At 66.8% G+C, this 15,219-nt stretch carries 13 protein-coding genes; 8 read left to right on the top strand and 5 right to left on the bottom strand.

Going from position 1 to position 15,219, the window contains the following annotated elements; genetic code table 11:
- The first annotated feature begins 256 nt into the window (after nt 1-256).
- The gene (locus QNN99_RS06975; RefSeq protein WP_229965708.1) at nt 257-895 is read left to right on the top strand and encodes an MBL fold metallo-hydrolase; all 639 of its coding nucleotides are present in this window, start codon (nt 257-259) and stop codon (nt 893-895) included.
- Nucleotides 896-983: 88 nt separating this feature from the next.
- Nucleotides 984-2,366, top strand: coding sequence for an APC family permease (locus tag QNN99_RS06970; RefSeq protein ID WP_229965707.1), 1,383 nt, complete (start codon nt 984-986; stop codon nt 2,364-2,366).
- Here QNN99_RS06970 and QNN99_RS06965 read toward each other — a convergent pair.
- Complete coding sequence (locus QNN99_RS06965; RefSeq protein ID WP_229965706.1) at nt 2,363-3,142, bottom strand: trans-aconitate 2-methyltransferase; 780 nt, start codon at nt 3,140-3,142, stop codon at nt 2,363-2,365. The genes QNN99_RS06970 and QNN99_RS06965 overlap by 4 nt on opposite strands.
- A 132-nt stretch (nt 3,143-3,274) precedes the next feature.
- Here QNN99_RS06965 and QNN99_RS06960 point away from each other — a divergent pair, with 132 nt between their 5' ends.
- The 4 genes from QNN99_RS06960 to QNN99_RS06945 all read left to right on the top strand — a co-directional run bounded on the left by QNN99_RS06960 (nt 3,275) and on the right by QNN99_RS06945 (nt 8,592).
- A complete protein-coding gene (locus tag QNN99_RS06960) occupies nt 3,275-4,111 on the top strand; it encodes an SDR family NAD(P)-dependent oxidoreductase (RefSeq protein ID WP_229965705.1) in 837 nt (278 codons plus the stop codon).
- A gap of 83 nt (nt 4,112-4,194) precedes the next feature.
- Entirely contained in the window at nt 4,195-6,735 is a 2,541-nt protein-coding gene (locus QNN99_RS06955; RefSeq protein WP_229965704.1) for a DEAD/DEAH box helicase, read from the top strand.
- A 10-nt stretch (nt 6,736-6,745) separates the two neighbouring features.
- Nucleotides 6,746-7,246, top strand: a complete 501-nt coding sequence (locus QNN99_RS06950) for a GNAT family N-acetyltransferase (RefSeq protein WP_229965703.1) — start codon at nt 6,746-6,748, stop codon at nt 7,244-7,246.
- On the top strand, nt 7,243-8,592 hold the full coding sequence (locus QNN99_RS06945) for an alpha/beta fold hydrolase (RefSeq protein ID WP_229965702.1): 1,350 nt from the start codon (nt 7,243-7,245) through the stop codon (nt 8,590-8,592). Before QNN99_RS06950 ends, QNN99_RS06945 begins: the two co-directional genes overlap by 4 nt.
- Here QNN99_RS06945 and QNN99_RS06940 read toward each other — a convergent pair.
- Nucleotides 8,581-9,150 carry a TetR family transcriptional regulator gene (locus tag QNN99_RS06940; protein ID WP_229965701.1) on the bottom strand — a complete coding sequence of 190 codons (570 nt, stop codon included), beginning with the start codon at nt 9,148-9,150 and terminating at the stop codon, nt 8,581-8,583. The two genes, QNN99_RS06945 and QNN99_RS06940, sit on opposite strands and share 12 nt — an antisense overlap.
- Before the next feature lie 189 nt (nt 9,151-9,339).
- Here QNN99_RS06940 and QNN99_RS06935 point away from each other — a divergent pair, with 189 nt between their 5' ends.
- Complete coding sequence (locus QNN99_RS06935) at nt 9,340-10,116, top strand: SDR family NAD(P)-dependent oxidoreductase (RefSeq protein ID WP_229965700.1); 777 nt, start codon at nt 9,340-9,342, stop codon at nt 10,114-10,116.
- Between the two features lie 105 nt (nt 10,117-10,221).
- Here the strand turns inward: QNN99_RS06935 and QNN99_RS06930 are convergent, their stop codons facing one another.
- From QNN99_RS06930 to coaE, 3 genes are all read right to left on the bottom strand, one after another.
- Nucleotides 10,222-11,418 carry a TerC family protein gene (locus tag QNN99_RS06930; RefSeq protein ID WP_229965699.1) on the bottom strand — a complete coding sequence of 399 codons (1,197 nt, stop codon included), beginning with the start codon at nt 11,416-11,418 and terminating at the stop codon, nt 10,222-10,224.
- A 227-nt stretch (nt 11,419-11,645) separates the two neighbouring features.
- The gene (gene uvrB / locus QNN99_RS06925; RefSeq protein WP_229965698.1) at nt 11,646-13,736 is read right to left on the bottom strand and encodes an excinuclease ABC subunit UvrB; all 2,091 of its coding nucleotides are present in this window, start codon (nt 13,734-13,736) and stop codon (nt 11,646-11,648) included.
- Between the two features lie 82 nt (nt 13,737-13,818).
- Nucleotides 13,819-14,439, bottom strand: a complete 621-nt coding sequence (gene coaE / locus QNN99_RS06920; RefSeq protein WP_229965697.1) for a dephospho-CoA kinase — start codon at nt 14,437-14,439, stop codon at nt 13,819-13,821.
- A 67-nt stretch (nt 14,440-14,506) separates the two neighbouring features.
- Between coaE and QNN99_RS06915 the strand changes: the two genes are divergently transcribed.
- Nucleotides 14,507-15,184: an IMPACT family protein gene (locus tag QNN99_RS06915; RefSeq protein ID WP_229965696.1), complete on the top strand. Its 678-nt coding sequence runs from the start codon at nt 14,507-14,509 to the stop codon at nt 15,182-15,184.
- Nucleotides 15,185-15,219: the final 35 nt, after the last annotated feature.

The following is a 15,219-nucleotide window of genomic DNA, read 5'->3' as shown; positions in this document are numbered from 1 at the left end:
CAGTCTTTGTTGCCTGATGGGGCTGTTGGAACCCCAGGTGTCTCAGCAGCCCCAAACAGTGGGAACCAGTGCAGGGCAGGAGGGCCTGGGGCGACCAGGGTCGGCCGGGCCGGCAAGCCGCGAGCGCAGGTGGATGGAGCGAGCCCCGGCGAGCGGGGAGCGCAAGCCGCGAGCGCAGGACGAGGAGCAGGCAGCGCGGGCAGCCCGCCCTCTCCCGCACAGTTGCCGGCGAGCGGGCCGGAACTAGACTGGCGCCATGATTGATTTGGAGAACGTCACCATTCGCAGCCGGTCCGTGGGCGACATGGACAACAATGTCTACGTCATCACCGCCAAGGACACCGGGGCGCAGGTGCTCATTGATGCCGCCGATGACTTGCCCGCGATCAGGGAGCTGCTGGACGAAGCAGCCGCCGATGCCGCTGTTCCCGCGAAGGTGGAGCTGATCATCACCACGCACAGCCACTGGGACCATGTCCGGGCGCTTGCCGCCGCCGTGCAGGCCACCGGAGCCCGGACCGCCGCCGGCAGCGAGGACATTCCGGACATCATGGTGCGCACCGACGTGCCGCTGGAACACGGAGACATCGGCCGCTTCGACGGTTTCGAACTGGAAGCCATCAAGCTTCGAGGGCACACCCCGGGATCCGTGGCCCTGCTGTACCGCGATCCGAGCGGTCCGGCGCACCTGTTTACCGGGGATTCGCTCTTTCCCGGCGGGCTGGGCAACACCCAGAAGGATCCGGAGCGCTTCGCTTCCCTCTATGCCGACGTATTAGAACGTGTGTTCGAATACCTTCCTGATGACACGGTGGTGCACCCGGGACACGGTGCCGGCACCACCCTCGGCGCCGAGCGCCCGCACCTGCCGGAGTGGAAGCAACGCGGCTGGTAGCGGTCCCGATTGCCCTGTTCCGTTGACCGGCTCCTCGCAGCGCCTCTAGGCTCCTAGGAACCGCCGAACCGGATGAGAGCGTGCAGCCGTGGCAAAATCACCGTCCTCGTCGTCGTCCACCCCGGCATCCCCGCAGAAACCGCAGATCGGCCTTGTGGCCTGCGTGGCCTTCGGCGTGGGCACGACGGTGGGCGGCGGCGTTTTCACCCTCTCCGGCACCGCCGTAAACCTGGCCGGCCCCGGGGCCGTGCTGAGCTACATCATTGCGGGCCTGGTCATGTCCCTGTGCGCCCTGTCATTCATTGTGGTGTGCACGCGGGCGGAAGACGGCGAATCGGGCTACGGGCCCATCGGCACCATCCTGAGTCCGCTCTGGCGGTTCGTCGTGATGTGGGCGTTCTATCTCAACGGTGCCACGATCATCGCGTACCTGGTGACCTCCTTCGGCGAGTATCTGAGAGGTTATTTCCTGCCGGCCGCCGGCACACTGGTGCTGGCCCTGGCAGCCACCGCGCTGGTCACGCTGCTGAATCTGGGCCCGACGGCGGTGGTGGCGAGGGCGGAAACCTGGGTGGTGGGGATCAAGCTGGCCCTGCTGCTGCTTTTTGCCGTGTGGGGCCTCACCGAGCTGCGCCCGGACGACCTGGCCCGGCCGCTGCCCCACGGAACCGGCGGAGTGTTCTCTGCCGCCGCCCTGCTGTTCACTGCCTACACCGGGTTCAACGTCATTACCAACATGGCCGGCTCGGTCAAAAACCCGCGCAAAACGGTTCCCCGTGCCATCCTGCTCACCATCCTGGTCTCGGGAGCCATTTACCTGGGCACGGTCCTGGCCATGATCGCCAGCGGAATCACCACGTTCACGGCAACCGGCGTCTCCCAGGCCGCCGAGATTGTCATGGGCCCATGGGGTGGAGTGCTGGTGGCCCTGGCAGCCTGCCTCTCCACCCTGTCCGGAGCCAACGCCAATGTGCTCGGCGCCTCCGAAGTGATCCTGCGCATGGTGGCGCGCGGCGATGTGCCGCCGGCGCTGGGCCGGCACACCCGCAAGGGGCACCCGTATGTGAGCGTGCTGTTGCTGGGAATAATCACCGTGCTGCTGGTGCTGCTCAACGACACCACCTTCGTCGTGTCCGTCGCCAACGTGGCGGCCATCATTGCCATGATCGTGGTGAGCATTGCCGCGGCCGTCCTCGGTTTCCGGAAATGGCCGGGAGAGGGTGCGAGGCTGCCGTGGGGTCCTGCAATTCCCGTCCTTGCGGTCCTGGCGGCCGCCAGCCAGCTGCCCTCACTGGACCCTGCCGCCCTGCTTACCGGAGTCCTGCTGACCGCCGTCGGCGGGGTGCTGTACTTGACCCGGCATTACGACCGCGGCGGCCGGGGAACCCGGGCCTCCGCCAACCGGCAGATCGACAACCTGAGCACGCCGCTGATGCGGGCGGCCCGCCGGCATCCGTCCGGGCGGCCTTAGGCCGTTTTCTGCCCGACCATGAAGATGCGGCGGAACGGAAAAACGGTACCCCAGGAGCGCTCCGGGTATGCCGCGCGCAGCAGGGCCGCATATTCGGCTTCAAACCGGGCGAAGGCCTCCGGATCCAGGGCGTCCATGATCGGGCGCAGTGCAGTCCCGCGCACCCACTCCAACACCGGATCCCTGCCGTGCAGGACCTGCGAGTAGGTGGTCTCCCAGACGTCGGCCTCGAAGCCGGCCTCGGTCAGCAGGCCCAGATAGTTGTCCGGCTCGTCCACGGCATCGGCATGCCGCAGCACTCCGTCCAGCCGGGCCGACCACGGGGCGCTCGCCGCCAGGTCACGCATCAGGGCATGCGAGGGTGCTCCGAAGTTGCCCGGAACCTGCACCGCCAGCCAGGCGCCGCCGTCGAGCCGCTTGGCCCAGCGGCGCATCAGCTCCTGATGGCCGGGCACCCACTGCAGGGCTGCATTGGAGACCACCACGTCGGTACCGGGCTGCGGCTCCCATTCCTCGATGCCGGCCTGCACGAAGTCCAGGTTTCCCGGCGCGCGCTCCATTGCCCTGGCCTGCTCCACCATCGCCTGGGAGGAATCGACGCCGGTGACGTGCGCTTCGGGCCAGCGGGCGGCGAGCGCCGCCGTCAGGGTTCCCGGCCCGCAGCCCAGGTCGACCACCCGTCGGGGGTTGTCGGCGGCGATGCGGGCAGTGAGATCAAAAAAGGGGCGGTCGCGGTGCGAGGAGAACTGTGTGTATTTCCGGGGATCCCATTTCATGCCGCCGAGCCTAGCAGCGTCAGCGGCGCGTGCAGCTGGCCGCGTTCATCCGGGGTCATGCCCGCATGCCCGGGCCGGGCAGTGCCGGTGCGGCGCGGGCCGTGGTTGAATCCTGTCCATGGTGGTGCAGACATGGTGAGGCAGACGTGGTTCATCACGGGAGCGGGCCGGGGCCTCGGCCTGGCGCTGGCCGAGCAGGCGCTTGCGGCCGGCCACACAGTCGTCGCTGCCGTGCGGGGCGACCATTCCCTCCAACCCCACGACCGGCTGCTGGTACAGCGACTCGATGTGCGGGACCGGACCAAGGCCAACTTCGCCGTTGAGCACGCCGTCCGGCGGACGGGGCGGCTGGATGTTCTCATCAACAACGCCGGCTACGGTCTGGTTGGAGCCGTCGAAGAGGTCGGCGAAGAGGACGCCCGGGCCATACTGGACACCAACCTGCTCGGGGCGCTGTGGCTCTCCCAAGCCGCGGTGCGCACAATGCGCAGACAGGGGGCCGGGCACATTGTGCAGATCTCCACCGTCGGAGCCGTGGGCGCCATGCCCACCCTCGGCCTCTACAACGCCAGCAAATGGGGCCTCGAGGGTTTCAGCGAGGCTCTCGCCGCTGAGGTCGCGCCGTTCGGAATCCGCGTCACCATCGTTGAGCCCGGCGGCCTCGACACCGGCTGGGCCACGGGCAGCATGCGGTTCAGCAAACCGGTCGCTGCCTATGACGACCTCCGGCGCTCGCTGTTCGGGACCTCCGCGGTTCCCTGGCCCGTGGAGCCCGGAGCCACCGGCGGCGGCACCAGCCCGTCCGAGGCGGCTGCCGCCGTGATCCGCTATGTGCACCATCCCGACGACGGACGCCTCCGGCTCCTCATCGGCGAGGACGCCGCTGAGCAGGTTGCAACCGTGCTCCGGCGCAGGCAGCAGGACTACGGACAGCTGCCGCCCCCGGACACACCCGGCAACCCGCGCTGAGGACCGGTGAAGGATCCGGAACAGACAGGGCGGGAAACGTGCCGTCCCGAGCGCCCGGCGCGGCCCGATAGTCTGGTAGGGACATGAAACTTCTTGAACAGCTTCCTTCCGGCCCCGCCAACACCCGCACCATCGACCCCGATGAGACGTACACGTCCTTCCTGGAATGGGTCGAGAGCCGGGGCATGTCGCTGTACCCGGCACAGGATGAAGCGGTGATGGAGCTGGTGACCGGCAACAACGTCATCCTCGCCACCCCCACCGGCTCGGGCAAGTCCATGGTGGCCATCGCCGCGCACTTCTACGCCATGGCGCACGACGAGCGCAGCTACTACACGGCGCCCATCAAGGCCCTGGTCTCGGAAAAGTTCTTCGCGCTCTGCGAGATCTTCGGCGCCGAGAACGTCGGCATGGTCACCGGCGACTCCTCCGTGAACAAGGACGCCCCGATCATCTGCTGCACCGCGGAGATCCTGGCCAACATCGCCCTGCGCGAAGGCGCCGACGCGGACCTGGGCACCGTCATCATGGACGAGTTCCACTTCTACTCCGACCCGCAGCGCGGCTGGGCCTGGCAGGTTCCACTGCTGGAGCTGCCGCAGGCCCAGTTCCTGCTGATGTCCGCAACCCTCGGCGACATGACCCGGATCGCCAACGAGCTCAGCGAACTCACCAACCGGGACACCGTCACCGTCTCCTCGGTGTCACGGCCCATCCCCCTGCACTACTACTACGTGGAGACCCCGGTCCAGGAATCCCTCGAGGAGCTGCTGGCCACCAAGCAGGTGCCGGTCTACGTGGTGCACTTTTCCCAGATCGAGGCCATCGACCGGGCCCAGGCGCTGATGAGCATCAACGTCTGCACCCGCGAGGAGAAGGATAAAATCGGCGAGCTGATCGCCGGCTTCCGCTTTGCCCCCGGCTTCGGCAAGACCCTGAACCGGCTGGTCCGGCACGGCATCGGCGTGCACCACGCCGGCATGCTGCCCAAGTACCGCCGCCTCGTGGAGCAGCTGGCCCAGGCCGGCCTGCTGAAGGTCATCTGCGGCACCGACACCCTGGGCGTGGGCATCAACGTGCCGATCCGCACCGTGCTGATCACCGCCCTGTCCAAGTACGACGGCACCCGCACCCGCCCGCTGAAGGTCCGCGAGTTCCACCAGATCGCCGGACGCGCCGGACGCGCCGGCTACGACACGGCGGGCACCGTCGTCGTGCAGGCACCGGAACACGTGATCGAAAACGTCAAGGCCATGGCCAAGGCCCACGCGAAGTTCGGCGACGACCAGAAGAAGCTGCGCCAGGTGGTGAAGAAGAAGCCGCAGGCCGGCTTTGTGTCCTGGGGCAAGCCCACCTTCGAAAAGCTGGTCGACGGCACCCCGGAGCCGCTGACCTCCAGCTTCAACATCACCCACTCCATGCTGCTGAACCTGCTGGAGCGTCCGGGCGACCCGTTCGCCGCAACCAAGAAGCTGCTCACCCACAACCATGAGAGCCGGTCCTCGCAGCTGGCGCTGATGAAGAAGGCGCTGGGCATCTACCGGGAGCTCAAGACCGCGGGCATCGTGGAAGTCCTGCCCGAGCCCGACGTCGACGGCCGGACCGTCCGCCTCAAGGTGCACCTGCAGCCGAACTTCGCCCTGAACCAGCCGCTGTCTCCGTTCGCGATGGCGTCCCTGGAGATCCTGGACCCGGAGAGCCCCTCCTACGCCCTGGACGTGGTGTCGGTGATCGAGGCGATCATGGAAAAGCCGCGACAGGTCCTCTCCGCGCAGGAGAAGAAGGCGCGCGGCGAGGCCATCGCGGCCATGAAATCCCAGGGCATCGAGTACGACGAGCGGATGGCCCTGCTCGAAGAAGTCACCTATCCGCAGCCGCTGGCTGAGCTGCTGCACCAGTCCTTCGAGGTGTACCGCTCCGGCGCCCCCTGGCTGGGCGAGTTTGAGCTGAGCCCCAAGTCAATTGTCCGGGACATGTACGAGCGGGCCATGAGCTTCGGCGAATACGTCCAGTTCTACTCGCTGGCCCGGTCCGAGGGCGTGCTGCTGCGCTACCTCTCTGACACCTACAAGGCCCTGCTGCACACGGTTCCCCCGGAGCGGCTGCGGGAAGACCTCGAGGACATCATCGAATGGCTCGGTGAATTGGTCCGCCAGACCGACTCCTCGCTGCTGGACGAATGGGAAGAACTGACCAACGGCATCAATCCCGACGCCACCGACGAACCGGTGCTGCCGCCGGTGCCGGATAAGCTCACCGCCAATGTCCGCGCCTTCCGCGTCATGGTCCGCAACGAAATGTTCTCCCGGGTGAAGCTCTTTGCCGATGAGGACGACCGCGCCCTGGGCGAGCTCGACGGCGCCGCCGGCTGGGATGCCGACCGCTGGGCCGACGTGCTGGATGCCTACTTCGCCGAGCACGAAGACATCGATGACGGCCCCGACGGCCGCGGGCCGAACCTGCTGATCATCAAGGAGCTGCCCGGAAAGTGGGAGGTCCGGCAGATCTTCAAGGACCCGGCCAACCACCTGGACTGGGGCATCAACGCAGAGGTCGACCTGGCGGCCTCGGACGAGGCCGGCTACCCCGTCATCAAGGTGATCCACGCCGGCCGCCTCGATTAGGCTGGGCAGCATGGAAATACGCCCCGCCCGCAGAGAAGACGTCCCCGTAATCCTCGAGCTCGTTCACGACCTCGCGATTTACGAGAAAGAGCCGCACGCGGTGAAAAACACCGCCGAGGCCCTGGAACGGAACCTGTTCGGGGACAACCCGGCCATCTTCGCCCACGTCGCCGTGGAGCAGGGGGCAGTTCAGGGGTTCGCGCTCTGGTTCCTGAACTACTCCACCTGGGAGGGCACGCACGGGATCTATCTGGAGGATCTCTACGTCAGGCCGGAGACCCGGGGCAAGGGCTGCGGCAAGGCGCTGCTGCGCACGCTGGCCGAGATCGCCGTGGAGCGCGGTTATGCCCGGGTGGAATGGTGCGTCCTCAACTGGAATGAGCCGTCCATCCGCTTCTACAAGTCCCTGGGCGCCGTCCCGCAGGACGACTGGACCACCTTCCGGCTGACCGGCGGTCCCCTGGAGACCTTCGGCGCCTCCGGAACAGCGGCCGCGGACACCTCCGCATGAGCGCGCCGCACACGGCCTCGGCGTCCTGCACGGTCCGCGGCATGCGGGTCACCGACCACCGCTTCACGGTGCCGCTGGACCACGCGGACCCGGACGGTGAAACCATCACCGTCTTTGCCCGGGAATACACCGACGCCGAGCTGCCGCAGGCCGAGGCGGAGCGGCTGCCCTGGCTGCTGTACCTGCAGGGCGGTCCCGGCGGCAAGGGGCCGCGGCTGCTGCAGTTCGGCGGCTGGACCAAGGCCGCTTCCTCCCGCTTCCGCCTCCTGATGCTGGACCAGCGCGGCACCGGGCTCTCCACGCCGCTCACCCGGCAGACCCTGGCTGTGCGGGGGAATGCCGCCGCCCAGGCCGAGTTCCTGGCGCATTTCCGGGCCGACTCCATCGTGGCCGATGCCGAACTGATCCGGGAGGCCCTCGGCTCCGCCCCGTGGACCACCTACGGACAGAGCTACGGCGGCTTCTGCACCCTGACCTACCTGTCCTTCGCTCCGCACGGGCTGCGCGAATCGCTCATCACCGGCGGCCTGGCCCCGCTGACCGGCCCGGCGGACCGGGTGTACCGCGCGACCTTCCGGCGGGTTGCCGCCCGCAACGCCGAATACTTCGCCAAGTATCCGCAGGACCGGACCATTACCACCCGGATCGCCCGGCATCTGAAGGACGTCCCGGAGTTCCTGCCCTCCGGGGAACGGCTGAGCGTGCAGCGCTTCCAGATGGCAGGCTCCTATCTGGGCGGGAACACCCGCATGGACGGCCTGCACCATTTGCTGGAGGAAGCGTTCGTTTCAACGCCCGACGGCGACCGCCTCTCCGACACCTTCCTGGAAACGGTCCACGGGCTGGTCAGCCGCGCCGCCAACCCGCTGTACGCACTGCTCCATGAGTCCATCTACGGCCAGGGGAAGGCCACGGACTGGGCGGCGGAACGGGTTCTCGAAGACTTTCCGGAGTTCCGGCCCGACGCGGAGGAACCGCTCTACACCGGGGAGATGGTCTACCCCTGGTACTTCGACGAGGATCCGGCACTGGTGCCGCTGAAGGACACCGCCGAATTGCTCGCCGCCAGGAAGGACTGGCCCGCGCTGTACGATCCGGCGCAGCTGGCCCGGAACACGGTCCCGGTGGCAGCCGCCGTTTACAGCGACGACATTTACGTTGACCGGGACCTGTCCCTGGAGACGGCAGCTGCCGTGCGCGGGCTGCGGGTCTGGGAAAGCCCGGACTTCCACCACGACGGCATCGCCGACGACGGCGAGGGCATCTTTAACCGGCTCCTGGCCATGGTGCGGGGCGAGCCGGAGCACCAGGAGGCAGCGGAGGCAGCGGCCGCCTCAGGCGCCTAACCGCACCACGTCCACTGCTGCGGCCAGGTAAGGTGCCGGGTCCGGTTCCTCCGAGTTGGCCCACTGGATCCACGCCGTGACCATGGCAGCGCCCATGGCCGCTGCGGTCAGTGCCGCACGCGGAGCCGGCAAACCCGCGGCCTCCAGATATGCCGTCAGGGCAGATCCCTTCTGTCCCAGATAGCGGTAGGCCTCGGCGGCCAGCTCAGGGTGGCTGCTGATCAGCCGCAGGCGGCCGCGCGTCACTGCCAGGTCCGGCAGCACCTTCGCTCCCTGGGCGACAGCCATGATCAATGCCGCGCGTATCCCGGGTTCCGAGATGCTCCCGCCGGCGGCTTCCGCCGGCACCGCCGCAGTCCGCAGCCCGGCCGCGATGGCCTGCTGCACCGGTTCGGTTCCGCCCCAGACCAGGGCGGACTTTGAGGAGAAGTACCGGTAAAGGCTCTTGCGTCCGATCCCCGCCGCCCGGGCGATGTCCTCCATGGACGCTCCTTCGTAGCCGTGCTCGGCAAACAATTCCAGCGCGACGGCGGCGATTCTGTCCGGGTCAATACTCACCGGGCGGCCTGCAGCGCGCACGCCTCTTCCGGCGGTGCTGCCCTGCCCGCCCCGTATTTTCGACTTTTCGGATTCCGTGTTTAGGGTTTCCGAAGTTTTGCCGTCATCCATTGGTGCCTCCCAGCTTCAATTAAGACACAAAGTGTCATAATATCGGAAGATCAGTTATTTACTTCTTTGGAGGACCCTTTGAACGCTGCAGCATCCTGGCAGGAATCCATCACCGAAGGCCGTTTCTCGGGCCAGACCGTTATTGTGACCGGTGCCGGTTCGGGCATCGGCCTCGCCACCGCACTGCGCGTGGCCAAGGAAGGCGGCCGCGTCATCGCCGCCGACATGAGCTCCGAACGCCTGGACGCCCTCGTGTCCGAGAACCCGTCACTGGACATCGTTCCGGTTGTCGGTGACATCACCAAGGAAGAGTCGGTCGCCAAGATCGTTGAGGCCGCCGGTGACCGCGTTGACGGTTTGGCCAACGTTGCCGGCATCATGGACAACTTCGCACCGGTGCATGAGGTCCAGGACAAGCTCTGGGACCTGGTGTTCGCGGTCAACGTCACGGCCACGATGCGCCTGAGCCGCGCTGTCCTGCCGCTGATGCTGGCGCAGGGCTCCGGCTCCGTCGTCAACATCACCTCCGAGGCCGGCCTGCGCGGCTCCGCCGCCGGTGCCGCCTACACGGCGTCCAAGCACGCCGTCGTCGGGCTTACCAAGAGCTCAGCCGTGATGTACGGCCAGAAGGGTATCCGCGTGAACGCCGTGGCCCCCGGTGCCACCATCACCAACATCGAGGCCAAGTGGGAATCCGAGATGGGTGCCGCACGCATCCAGCCGCTGATGTCGATGGTGCCCGGCCAGGCCACCGCCGAGCAGCTCGCCGCCTCGATCACGTTCCTGCTCAGCAAGGACGGCACCAATGTCAACGGTGTGATCCTGGCGTCCGACGCCGGATGGAGCGCCATCTAAGGCTTCCGCCTCCACCGAGGTATTAACGAGAGCAGGTCCCCGGCATTTGCCGGGGACCTGCTCTCGTTTACGGGTGTTGCTGCTTGGTGTTGCTATTGCTCGGTATTACTGCCCGCGCTGTGACCTTGGGTCGTTGGCCAGGAAGTGTGCCCGGGCCTCATCAGTGACTTCCGGAAGCTTCACGTCGTCGCGGTCCTTGGCAACGGTGGTGGCTGCCTGGTAGGACTTGGTGACCTTGTCGTAGGCTTCCACCCGTTCCTCGTGCGGGGCGTCTTCCCCGAGGTTCCGGTACACCTTCAGTGCGTTTTCCAGCGACGCCACGGCCTGGACGGCCTTGGCCTTCGGGCTGAGCAGCGAGGCAACGGTGGCGATCACGATGGTGCCGAGGATGACGGCGAGGGAGACGAAGGTCGGGATCTCCGGAGCCCAGGCGACATGTTCGCCGCCGTTGATGAACGGCAGCTCGTTGACGTGCAGGGCGTGCAGGATCAGCTTCACGCCGATGAACGCCAGGATGACCGACAGGCCGTGCTTGAGGTAGATCAGGCGATCCATCAGGCCGCCCAGCAGGAAGTAGAGCTGGCGCAGGCCCATCAGGGCGAAGATGTTGGCGGTGAAGACGATGAAGGCGCTCTGGGTCAGGCCGAAGATGGCCGGAATGGAGTCCACAGCGAACATCAGGTCGGTAACGCCGATGGTGATGAAGACGATCAGCATCGGGGTGAAGACCTTCTTGCCGTCCACCACCGTGCGGATTTTGCCCTGGTCGAACTTGTCGGTCATGGGCAGGACGCGGCGCAGCTTGCCGATCAGCTTGTTGTCGCTGCCCTCTTCTTCGTCTTCACCGTTGTCAGTGGCCTGCTTGTAGGCAGTCCACAGCAGGAAGGCGCCGAAGATGAAGAACACCCAGCTGAAGTTCTCGATCACGGCGGCGCCGATGATGATGAAGATGCCGCGCAGGATCAGCGCGATGATGATGCCGAACATCAGCACTTCCTGCTGGTACTTACGCGGTACCGAGAAGCGGGCCATGATGATGATGAAGACAAACAGGTTGTCGATGCTCAGGCTGTATTCGGTGACCCAGCCGGCCACAAACTGGCTGCCGTACTCCGGTCCGGTGAACACGAACATGGCACCGGCGAAGGCCAGGGCAAGCCCGACATAGAAGCCGACCCACAGGCCGGCTTCCTTCATTGACGGCTCGTGCGGACGCTTAACGACAAGGAGCAGGTCGAAAAGCAGGACGAGTCCGAGGACGACAAATGTGCCGACCTCAAAGACCACGGGTAATTCGGGCATGTAGGGGGACCTTTCGGGCGCGGGAGTGAACGCAAGTCTCTCCGGCATCCGCGAACGCGACGTTCGAACGGCTGCCCGCTGCACCCGGCGGGACGACGATGCCCCGCGTGCTGACGGATACAGCGCGGGCGGATACTCCCCTGCGCTGCCAAGAAGTCTATCGCAGCGCGCGCTCGCGGAGAGAAAGCCCTTCCGGACAGAAAGCCCTTCTAGCGGAGGAAAAGCCCCTACGCGTGCCCGGCGTTCTGCATCTGCCGCAGTTCCTTCTTCAAGTCACCGACTTCATCACGCAGCCGGGCGGCCAGTTCGAACTGCAGTTCGGCGGCGGCGGCGTGCATCTGCTCCGTCATCGACGCAATGAGTCCCGCCAGGTCCTCCGCCGGAGCAGCGGCGAGGCCGTCCTTGCGGATGCCGCCCTTGCCCTTGCCCGCGGTCTTGCGGTTCTTCTTCTCCGCCGCCTCGGCCAGCAGCGCCTTGGTGTCGGCGTCTTCCCGGGCGAGGGAATCGGTGATGTCGGCAATCTTCTTGCGCAGCGGCTGCGGATCCACGCCGTGGTCCTTGTTGTACGCCACCTGGATGGCGCGGCGCCGGTTGGTCTCGTCGATGGCCTTTGCCATCGAGTCGGTGATCCGGTCCGCGTACATGTGCACCTCGCCGGAGACGTTGCGGGCGGCACGGCCGATGGTCTGGATCAGCGAGGTGGAGGAGCGCAGGAAGCCTTCCTTGTCGGCGTCGAGGATCGACACCAGCGACACCTCGGGCAGGTCCAGGCCCTCGCGGAGCAGGTTGATGCCCACCAGCACGTCGAAGGTGCCCATCCGCAGCTCGCGCAGCAGCTCCACCCGGCGCAGCGTATCGACGTCGGAGTGCAGGTATTCCACCTTGACGCCGTGCTCCAGCAGGTAGCCGGTCAGGTCCTCGGCCATCCGCTTGGTCAGCGTGGTCACCAGCACGCGTTCGTTGCGCTCGGTCCGGGTCCGGATCTCCCCCAGCAGATCGTCGATCTGGCCCTTGCTGGGCTTGACGATCACCTGCGGATCCACGAGACCGGTGGGGCGGATGATCTGCTCCACGTAGCCGTCCGATTTGGACAGCTCGTACTTGCCCGGCGTGGCGGACATGTACACGGTCTGGCCGATCCGCTCCAGGAACTCGTCCCATTTCAGCGGCCGGTTGTCCATCGCCGAGGGCAGCCGGAAGCCGTGGTCCACCAGGGTGCGCTTGCGCGACATGTCCCCCTCGTACATGGCGCCGATCTGCGGAATGGTGACGTGGGATTCGTCAACCACCAGCAGGAAGTCGTCGGGGAAGTAGTCCAGCAGGCAGTGCGGAGCGGTGCCCGGGCCGCGGCCGTCGATGTGCCGGGAGTAGTTCTCGATGCCGTTGCAGAAGCCCATCTGCTGCATCATTTCCAGGTCGTAGGTGGTGCGCATCCGCAACCGCTGCGCCTCGACCAGCTTGTTCTGGGATTCCAGCTCTGCCAGCCGGACCTGCAGTTCATCCTCGATCTGGCGGATGGCCCGGTGCATCCGGTCCTCGCCGGCCACGTAGTGCGAAGCCGGAAAGACGTACATCTCCTCTTCCTCGCGGATCACGTCGCCGGTGAGCGGATGCAGGGTGTAAATGTTCTCGACCTCGTCGCCGAAGAACTCGATCCGCAGCGCGTTTTCCTCGTACATCGGGATGATCTCCACGGTGTCGCCGCGGACCCGGAAGGTGCCGCGGTGGAAGTCCATGTCGTTGCGGGCGTACTGCATGGACACAAACTTGCGCAACAGGTCGTCACGGTTCATCTGCTGGCCCCGGCGCAGGGTCACCATGCCCTCGATGTATTCTTCCGGGGTACCCAGACCGTAGATGCAGGACACGGTGGCGACCACGATCACGTCGCGGCGCGTCAGCAGCGCGTTGGTGGCTGAGTGGCGCAGCCGCTCCACCTCTTCGTTGACCGAGGAGTCCTTTTCGATGAAGGTGTCGGTCTGCGGAACGTAGGCCTCGGGCTGGTAGTAGTCGTAGTACGAAACGAAGTACTCCACCGCGTTGTTGGGCAGCAGCTCGCGGAACTCGTTGGCCAGCTGTGCGGCGAGGGTTTTGTTCTGCACCATCACCAGCGTGGGCCGCTGGACCTGCTCCACCAGCCAGGCCGCCGTCGCACTCTTACCGGTACCGGTGGCACCGAGGAGGACCACGTCCTTTTCGCCGGCGTTGATGCGTTCGGCGAGTTCCTTGATGGCTGTGGGCTGGTCGCCCGCGGGTGAGTAATCGCTGATTACTTCGAAGGGGGCGACGACTCTCTTGATGTCCTGCGCAAGACTCATGCTTAAACGCTACTCCGCGCTGCGGTCAGGACGTGTCCGCAGCGCGCCCGGTTAGCTGAGGGCTGAACAGCGGCGCCGGCCGTCATTTTCCGGTCCGCAGCAGGGCCTCGTTCAGCGGGACCAGCCGGCTGCGCCACAGTTCCCGCACCGCGCCCACCAGCTCCCCGGCCCTGCCCGCATTCACGAGCACGACGTCGGCCGCAGCGGCGCGTTCGGCGGCGCCCGCCTGCGCGGCGATCCGCGCCCGGGCCGCCTCTTCGCTCATGCCGCGGTCCGCAGCCATCCGGCGGATCCGCTCCTGCTCGGGCGCGTCGATGACGAGCACGAAGTCGAAGCTGCGGTGCTGGCCGGTTTCCACCAGCAGCGGGATGTCATGCACCACGATCGTCTCCGGCGCGGCCTGCCGCTCCAGTTCCGCCGCGCGCGCCCGGACCCGCGGATGAACGATTCCGTTGAGGATTTCCCGCTTGTCCGCGTCGGAAAACACCACGGCGGCCAGCGCCGGGCGATCCAGCCGGCCCTCGCCGTCGAGCATTCCGGGCCCGAAGGCGTCGACGACGGCGGTGAGCCCCTCGGTGCCCGGCTCCACCACTTCCCGGGCCAGGGCATCGGAATCGATCACCAGCGCTCCCAGGTCCTGCAGGGTGCGGGCGGCCAGCGATTTTCCGGCGGCGATCCCGCCGGTCAGTCCTACTCTCAGCATGCGCCCAAGGCTACCGTGTGCCGGCGCCCGGAGCGGACAGTCCCGCGGCAGCGCCTAAACTGGACAGGTGAATGAACAGGTCGGAACAACGGGGCGCTACACCACCGTTGCCGGCGAACACCGGCACGAGCTGGAGATCAAGCGTTCACGCTTCATTACCGTCCTGCGGCGGGTTGAAACCGAAGAACAGGCCCGGGCACTGGTCGCCGGGCTGCGCCGCGAATTCCACGACGCCCGCCATCACTGCAGCGCCTTTGTGCTGGGCCCGGACCGGAGCGTGCAGCGCTCCAGCGACGACGGCGAACCCTCCGGCACCGCCGGCATTCCCATGCTGGAAGCGCTGACCAAACGGGAGACGTTCGACGGCGCCGCGGACCTGAGCGATGTCGCTGCGGTCACCGTGCGCTACTTCGGCGGCATCCTGCTCGGCGCCGGCGGCCTGGTGCGCGCCTATTCGGAATCGGTGTCCTCAGCGGTGGCCGGCGCTGCGCTGGTCCGGCGCCGTCGGATGCAGCTGTACGGCATTCCGGCCGGGCATTCCGCGGCCGGCCGGTTGGAAAATGACCTTCGTTCGGCCGGAGTGAGCGTCCTGGGCACCGAGTACTCGGCCGCGGGCGCGCAGCTTAGCGTCGCGCTGCCCGACACCCCGGACGCCCTGGCGGCCTTCCACTCCCGGCTCGCCGCCCTGACCGCCGGAGCCTCCGACCCGGTCCCCCTCGGAACGAAATGGATCGACCTTGACTGACTTCCCCACCGGCAGCGATGCCGGCACCGGCGGCG

It is taken from the genome of Arthrobacter sp. zg.Y820, assembly GCF_030125555.1.
Lineage (GTDB): Bacteria > Actinomycetota > Actinomycetes > Actinomycetales > Micrococcaceae > Arthrobacter_B.
This window is presented reverse-complemented; position numbering and strand designations above follow the sequence as displayed.